Here is a 7,743-nt window from a genome sequence, read left to right on the forward strand (position 1 = left end):
TTCGTAATTTAATAATTAATTATGCAACAAGTTCTTTTAGAGCTTCTTCTATTGATTTTATCTTAGAAATGGCATCTTGTTGTTTTTGTTTTTCATTATCGAGCACAGAGGCTGCTGCATTTTGTACGAATTTTTCGTTATTAAGTTTCTTTTCAACCGAAATTAAAAAGCCTTTTGCATAAACAAGCTCTTTTTCAAGACGATCTTTCTCAGCTTCTGAGTCGAGATTATTCTCTTTTTCAATCTGAACTTGATAGTTACTGTTAATAGAATACGGATAGAACTGTTGAAACTGTTGATTCTCTTTATGAAGTATTTCTATTTCAAAATCACATTTAGAAAGTTTTGAAATGTAGGGTAAAAATGATTCAGCAGTTTTATATTCAGTTGGATTAGTAGCATTCGCAGGAACGATAAAAAGACTTTTTAGTTTACTCGTTCTTTTTAAATTGTTTTTTTGAATATGGCTATTAATTGTATTGATAGCAGGTTTTAAGGTAGTTTCGACAAATGATAAAATACTAATTTCTGTTTCTTTCGAGTCCGTTACTGTTGGCCATTCAGCTATAATTACACAATCTTTAGCATCGCGCTCTTTAATATCATGCCATAACTCTTCAGTAATGAAAGGCATAAACGGATGAACAATCTTCAATACCTTTTCGAAAATCGCTAAGGTTTTCAGATACGTTTGTTCATCAATTGGTAAACTTTTATCTAGTTCTCTATCATATTCAGGTTTGATCATTTCTAAATACCAAGAGCACAAATCGTCCCAAACCAATTTGTATACACTCATCAACGCATCCGATAAACGATACTTGCTGAAATGATCTTCAATCTCTACTAAGCTTGCATTTATTTTTGCATTCAACCATTCTACGGGTGCTTCATTTATGTAAGGAAGATTCGTATCTACTTCCCAACCTTTAATGAGTCTGAATGCATTCCATAATTTATTCGTAAAGTTTCTGCCTTGTTCGCAGTACTTATCGTCAAACAATAAATCATTGCCTGCAGGAGAACTCAACAACATGCCAAAGCGGACGCCATCTGCACCGAATTTTGTAATTAAATCCAATGGATCGGGCGAATTCCCTAAGGATTTAGACATTTTACGACCTTGTTTGTCGCGCACAATACCCGTTAAATATACGTTGCTAAATGGTTTTTCTCCACGAAATGCATAACCTGCCATAACCATACGAGCAACCCAGAAAAATAATATTTCAGGTGCCGTTACCAAGTCATTGGTAGGGTAGTAGTAATCGATGTCTTTATTCTTTGGATCTTTAAAACCATCAAATACAGAGATAGGCCACAACCAAGAAGAGAACCAGGTATCCAATACATCTTCGTCTTGTTTTAAGTCGGCTAATGTAATTGATGCATTTCCAGTAAGTGTTTTCGCTTTTTCTAGCGCTTCGGTTTCATTTAATGCAACAACATATTTTCCGTCGCTTAAATACCAAGCAGGTATACGCTGTCCCCACCACAATTGGCGGGAGATACACCAATCTTTAATATTATCGATCCAATGTTTGTAGGTGTTTTTAAACTTCGCAGGGTGCAATTTAATTTCATCATTCATCACAGATGACAATACTTCTGGATGTTTGTCCATGAAGCTGCGCATGTTTACAAACCACTGTAAGGAAAGGCGTGGCTCTACAACGGCATTGGTACGTTCTGAATAACCAACGTTGTTGGTGATATTATCTGTCTTCGTTAAAAACCCTTTTTCTTCTAGTTCAGCAGAAATTTCCTTGCGTACTTTAAAACGATCAAGACCTACATACAACTGTGCGTTTTCATTGAAGGTACCGTCATTATTCATGATGTCGATTACTTCCAAGCCGTGTTTTTGTCCGAGTTGGTAATCATTCACATCGTGTGCCGGTGTTACCTTCAAGCAACCTGTACCAAATTCAAGATCCACGTATTCATCTTCAATAATTGGGATCTCTTTATTGATAAGTGGAACGATTACTTTTTTACCTTTTAAGTGTTTCCAACGATCGTCTTTCGGGTGAATACACACAGCAGTATCTCCTAAAATTGTTTCTGGTCGGGTAGTAGCAACAACTGCAAATTCGTCTGAACCTACAACTTGGTATTTGATATAATATAATTTGGATTGAACTTCTTTGTGAATAACTTCCTCGTCTGATAGCGCCGTTTTACCTTCTGGATCCCAGTTTACCATACGGAATCCACGGTATATCATGCCGTCTGTATGCAGTTTGTTGAATACTTCGATTACTGCTTCAGAAAGGTTTTCTTCCATCGTAAAGCGGGTTCTTTCCCAGTCACACGAAGCACCTAATTTTTTTAATTGCTCTAAAATGATTCCGCCGTATTTTTCTTTCCATACCCATGCATGCTCTAAAAATTTGTCTCGAGATAAATCACTTTTTTTGATTCCTTGCTCGCGTAATAAGGCAACAACCTTAGCTTCAGTAGCTATAGATGCATGGTCGGTGCCTGGTACCCAACAGGCTTCTTTACCTTCCATACGTGCTTTTCGGATCAATACATCTTGTATGGTATTATTTAGCATATGTCCCATGTGTAGCACTCCCGTAACATTGGGTGGTGGAATTACAATCGTGAAGGGTTTTTTAGCTGCATTTGGTTCAGAATGGAAGAATTTGTTTTCCAACCAATACGCATACCATTTACTTTCTACTTCAACGGGCGAATATGTTTTACGAATTTCAGACATAAGGAATTTTAAAGCGATTATTCATGTTTATGAAGCTGCAAGTTAGTTATTTCTTATAGCATGGAAAAGTGGTAATTTGTAGTATTTTTGTATAACCATTCATATTAACCAAAAAGAACAATGAGAACATCAAATCCGGCTTTAAATGATTCAACGTTTGATACCTATGCATTAGCAGGGGAAGAAAAGATGACCATTCAGGGCACAGTGAATAAAAGTTTTATTTTAATTGCATTGGTTTTTTCAACTGCTTTATTGTCTTGGGATTTCATGTCCAATTTAGAAGGCGGTATTATTTATGTAGTTGCAGCTGCTATAATCGCTTTAATACTTGGTTTAGCTACTTCATTTAAGCCAACTTGGTCGCCATATACAGCGCCCGCTTATGCCTTATTTGAAGGAGTGTTTTTAGGAGCTATTTCGGGTTTTATGGATAAAATGTATCCAGGAATTGCGATACAAGCAGTGTTATTAACCTGCGGAACATTCTTATGTTTATTATTGGCTTACCGTTCTGGATTAATCAAAGCAACTGAAAATTTCAAATTGGGAATTGTAGCAGCAACTGGCGCAATTTTTCTGATTTATATGGTGACTTTCGTTCTTGGTTTTTTCGGAATCTCTGTTCCATACATTCATGGAAATGGGATATTCAGTATTATTTTCAGCTTAGTTGTAGTCGTTGTCGCAGCCTTGAATTTAGTTTTGGATTTTGATTTTATTGAAAAAGGAGAAGCGAATGGTGCACCTAAATATATGGAGTGGTATGCTTCGTTTGGCTTATTGGTAACACTTGTTTGGTTGTACATTGAGATTTTGAAATTGCTGGCCAAATTGAGTAGCAGAAAGTAAAAAAGTACTTAGTACGAAGTATAGAGTACTAAGTAATTATAAGGTAATGTCTTTTTATTAAAGATAGAATTTATAAGAACACTCAATAAATCTAAAAACCGTCAAATAAATTGGACGGCAATGAAAGCCGAGTAGATGTTCTTATAATTCGCTACGCAGCATTCATTGCCGTTGGCTTTAGTCAACTGTTTAAGTGACAATACAAATTTCCATTACTAAACGGCATTGAATTAGAAGTTATGAATTATTAATGGAGCATTTTCAGAATAGTGCTTAAAGCCTTAAATATCATAGATAAGAGATATTGCGAACACAAATAACAATTGGATCAAGTTTTAAATAATGACGTTGTTTTATTTAAAAAAACCATAAAAAATAGCTCAAACAAATTTGTTTGAGCTATTTTTTATGGTTTTTAATGTTCTATATTCGTACTTAGTACTCTATACTCCATACTTCCTCAAATACTTCCTCAAATGACGCGATTCGATTTCAATAGATTAATGATTTCTTCTTTGTCACGAATTTGTTCTTTTAGATAGTCGATTTCCCGCGCCATGTTATCTATTTTTTTAAGCAGCTCGCCTTCTTCTCGCATCGGATGGTTGGCTATTGTTGCTTCATCTGCCAGCATATCTCCATTCCCCATGTACAACCAATGCGGATTTATCGTAGGTAGAGCCTTGTATATTGAATTGAAAAACTCAATATTGGGAATATTTTTACCTTTCTTGGCATTAGATAAGGTGTTTTCTGGCAGCCCAGCTTGCTTTGCCAGCTGTTTTTGATTCAAATTAAAATGTTTCAGGATTAATTCAATCCTTGCGTTTACAGGTATGTTCATGCCACTTTAAATTACATATTCAACAAATTAATTTTTTTGGTGACGGCTTTCTATATTTTAATCGTGTAATAAAGATAGAAAACCGACGTCAATCGCTTGCTTAAAACAGTCTCACTTATTTTAAGTAGAGGTTGGCGTTTTGTATCACGCATCTACCGTCTTCTACGAGTACTTTAATATTTAGGTTATCATTTAAACTGATTATGTACTTTTAGAGGATTAATTTGCTTTTACGGGTGCTAATTTACTAAATTGTATAAATATTTTTATAGTATTATGAATTGTATTGTTGACTGGGTACTGTTGTTAGACGATGATGAAATACAAAATTTCATTCATCAGCGTATTATTCGCAAATTTGTACCAGAAAGTAAAATAATTGTAGCTACAAATGGTCAAGTGGGTATTCAAATATTACAAGCCTTAATGGAGAATAAAAAGAATACCAAACGTGGGATTATATTTTTAGATATTAATATGCCTATCATGAATGGATTTCAATTTTTAGAATTATTTCATCAAGATTTTGCTTCTCAGTTTAGCAATACAAGCGTATATCCATTGTCAAGCTCGGATGATATTAAGGATGTCATTCAAATGAATCAATTGGGAGCTGAAAATTATATTGTAAAGCCACTCACACAAGAATTTGCAAACAGTTTATTTGTTTAGTATTCTAAGTCTAAATATATTTAAAAAGGTCCTGTAACAATTTGTTACAGGACCTTTTCATGTGAATCTTATTCGTACTATTTATTTAACAAGTGTCATTTCGTCAATCAAATGTTTTGCACCTGCATATTGATCGATCATGAATAATACATATCGAATATCAACAGAAATACATCGTTGTAAGGATGGCTCATAAATAATATCACCACTCATTGCTTCCCAGTTCCCATCAAATGCAACACCGATCAATTCTCCGTTTCCATTCATGACAGGACTGCCAGAATTGCCACCTGTTATATCGTTCGTTGTAATAAAACAAATAGGTAGTTTGCCTTCCTCGTTCGCATAGTCTCCGTACGATTTGGAATTGTATAAATCTTTTAATTTTTTAGGAACAATAAATTCTTCGTTGGTCGAATCTTCTTTTTCCATTAAACCTTCAAGTGTTGTGTAGAAATTATAGTGTACTGCATCTCTTGGTACATAGTCTTGCACCGTGCCATAGGTTAAACGCATGGTAAAGTTTGCGTCTGGATACAATACTTGATTCTTGCGTTGTTCAAGAATACCTTTTAAATACAATTGATTTGTTAATTCTAGCCTTCCAAATAATGCACCCAAAGCTGGTCCTACATCACGTCTGAAATCACCAAGGATGGAAGTCATGCATGCAAACCCCGGATCTTTTTCTAATGCTGCTGCGCTTGGGTTCGCCATAAACGCATCAAACAAATTTTTATTTGCAAATATAGATTTTGAAAAAACCATTGTCGCATATTTATCAAAATCTCCTTTGTATTTTTTTTCTATTACAGTAAAGATGCCAGGATGTAAGGCTTTATCAATGTCTGTATAATACATTTTTAATAAAGCTGCAAATACTTTTTGATCGGTTCCTTTATTGTAATCTTTAAAATAGTCGTCGCCCGCTGCAATCATTTTTTCTTTTGCCGCTGCATCAAATTTATCCGATTTTAATAAACCATAATATGCATTTGATTTATAGGCGAATTCTAATATTTCAGTGCCAAAGGCTGCTTCTTGAATGTAAATATAGGGTAGATTAACTTTGCTATACGCTTCGAATAATTGTTTGTAATTTGCCAGTATATCTTGGTATTCAGCTCTGCTACTATCTTGATTTACCCAATCAGCAAATGCAGCTTCTTCTACTTTTTTATCATCGATTACATGTAAGCGTTTTAAACCTTGATTTTGGCCTATGAAGTATTTGTAATAATTGCTAACACGTGCATATTTAGAAGCGTATTGAATACGAACAGCTGGATTTGCATCCATATCTGCTTTCATGAGCGCAAGTCTTGTTTCTCTGATTTTGATTTTTGCTGGATTGCTTTGGTTGTAATTCATTGCAACTTCAAAAGAAGTCATGTAGCGATCTGTTCCGCCTGGGTAACCCATAACCATGGAGAAGTCATTTTTCTTTACACCTGCGGTAGAAATAGATAAATGCTTACGTGGATGATAAGGCACATTCTCTTTAGAATATTCTGCTGGTTTGCCGTCTTTGCTCATGTATACACGGAACAATGAAAAGTCACCTGTTTGTCTGGGCCACATCCAATTGTCTGTATCTCCACCAAACTTTCCAACAGAAGAGGGTGGAGCACCTACCAAACGTATATCTTTAAATATTTGATAAACGAATACTATTTTCTGATTGCCTGCAAAAAAATCTTCTATATCAATCGTATAATCATTTGCTTCGCCATATTCTTTTTCTAATTCTTTTGTAAGCGCGGCTTTTTCTTCTTCAGTCTTATTTGCAAATCGCTCGGTAACATCTTCCATCCGAATTAAGAAGGTTACTGAAAGACCTGGGTTACTCAGTTCTTTTGAACGATCCATTGCCCAGAAACCGTCTGTAATATAGTCATGTTCAATGCTGCTATGCGATTGTACTGCATCAAACCCGCAATGGTGGTTGGTCAATATTAATCCGTCTTGCGAGATAACTTCACCCGTACAAAAATTTCCAAAATTTACGATGGCATCTTTTAAACTTGCATTGTTAACAGAATAAATTTGTTCGGGTGTAATCTTTAAACCCAATTTTTTCATTTGATCATAATTCTTTCCCAATAAAAAAGGCAACCACATGCCTTCATCTGCAAATAGATTTCCCAAGCTTAGGGAAACAATTGTTATGAAAACAATTAAACGTTTTAACATAGTATTAATCTTTAGTTATGATTAGATGAAAGTAAGGAATTAATTGAAGATAAAAAAGTACTGGGTACTGAGTACGGTGTACAAAGTAGGTTGTTAATTTTTTAGATTATATTTATTCGTGATTTATAATCGCGAATAGCTGATAATTGAGATTATAAATCTCAATTCCATTTAGTAAAGAAGATTGTCAATTTAATTAAACCGTTGGCTATAGCCAATGGCAATGAAAGCTTTATAGCGCATTGAAATGACATCTGCTCATTTTTATTTATCGCCCAATTTCTTGGTGCATCTTTAGAGTTATTGAGTGTTCTTGTAAATTCAATCCTTTACCATCCGATATTGTATTTTTTTTTGTTGTGTCTTTTCCACCAACCACCTGTAACCTATAACTTCAGCATTTTTGTACTTTGTACTTTGTACTTTGTACTTTGTACTTTGTACTTTGTACTTTGTA

At 34.7% G+C, this 7,743-nt stretch carries 5 protein-coding genes; 2 read left to right on the forward strand and 3 right to left on the reverse strand.

The genetic code is table 11. The annotated features are described in order from the left end of the window. Positions 1-19: 19 nt before the first annotated feature. Positions 20-2,725 carry a valine--tRNA ligase gene (locus Q0543_RS05325; protein ID WP_299250130.1) on the reverse strand — a complete coding sequence of 902 codons (2,706 nt, stop codon included), beginning with the start codon at positions 2,723-2,725 and terminating at the stop codon, positions 20-22. A 120-nt stretch (positions 2,726-2,845) separates the two neighbouring features. On the opposite strand from Q0543_RS05325, the gene Q0543_RS05330 reads away from it, so the two are divergent. After that, positions 2,846-3,577 carry a Bax inhibitor-1/YccA family protein gene (locus tag Q0543_RS05330; RefSeq protein ID WP_299250132.1) on the forward strand — a complete coding sequence of 244 codons (732 nt, stop codon included), beginning with the start codon at positions 2,846-2,848 and terminating at the stop codon, positions 3,575-3,577. Between the two features lie 472 nt (positions 3,578-4,049). On the opposite strand, the gene Q0543_RS05335 is transcribed toward Q0543_RS05330, so the two are convergent. Beyond that, positions 4,050-4,421 carry a helix-turn-helix domain-containing protein gene (locus Q0543_RS05335; protein WP_299250134.1) on the reverse strand — a complete coding sequence of 124 codons (372 nt, stop codon included), beginning with the start codon at positions 4,419-4,421 and terminating at the stop codon, positions 4,050-4,052. A 276-nt stretch (positions 4,422-4,697) separates the two neighbouring features. Here Q0543_RS05335 and Q0543_RS05340 point away from each other — a divergent pair, with 276 nt between their 5' ends. After that, a complete protein-coding gene (locus tag Q0543_RS05340) occupies positions 4,698-5,093 on the forward strand; it encodes a response regulator (RefSeq protein ID WP_299250136.1) in 396 nt (131 codons plus the stop codon). A gap of 81 nt (positions 5,094-5,174) precedes the next feature. Here Q0543_RS05340 and Q0543_RS05345 read toward each other — a convergent pair whose 3' ends face one another. Further along, complete coding sequence (locus tag Q0543_RS05345) at positions 5,175-7,286, reverse strand: S46 family peptidase (protein ID WP_299250138.1); 2,112 nt, start codon at positions 7,284-7,286, stop codon at positions 5,175-5,177. Positions 7,287-7,743: the final 457 nt, after the last annotated feature.

Origin of the sequence: uncultured Cytophaga sp. (genome assembly GCF_937863595.1) — a bacterium.
GTDB lineage: Bacteria > Bacteroidota > Bacteroidia > Cytophagales > Cytophagaceae > Cytophaga.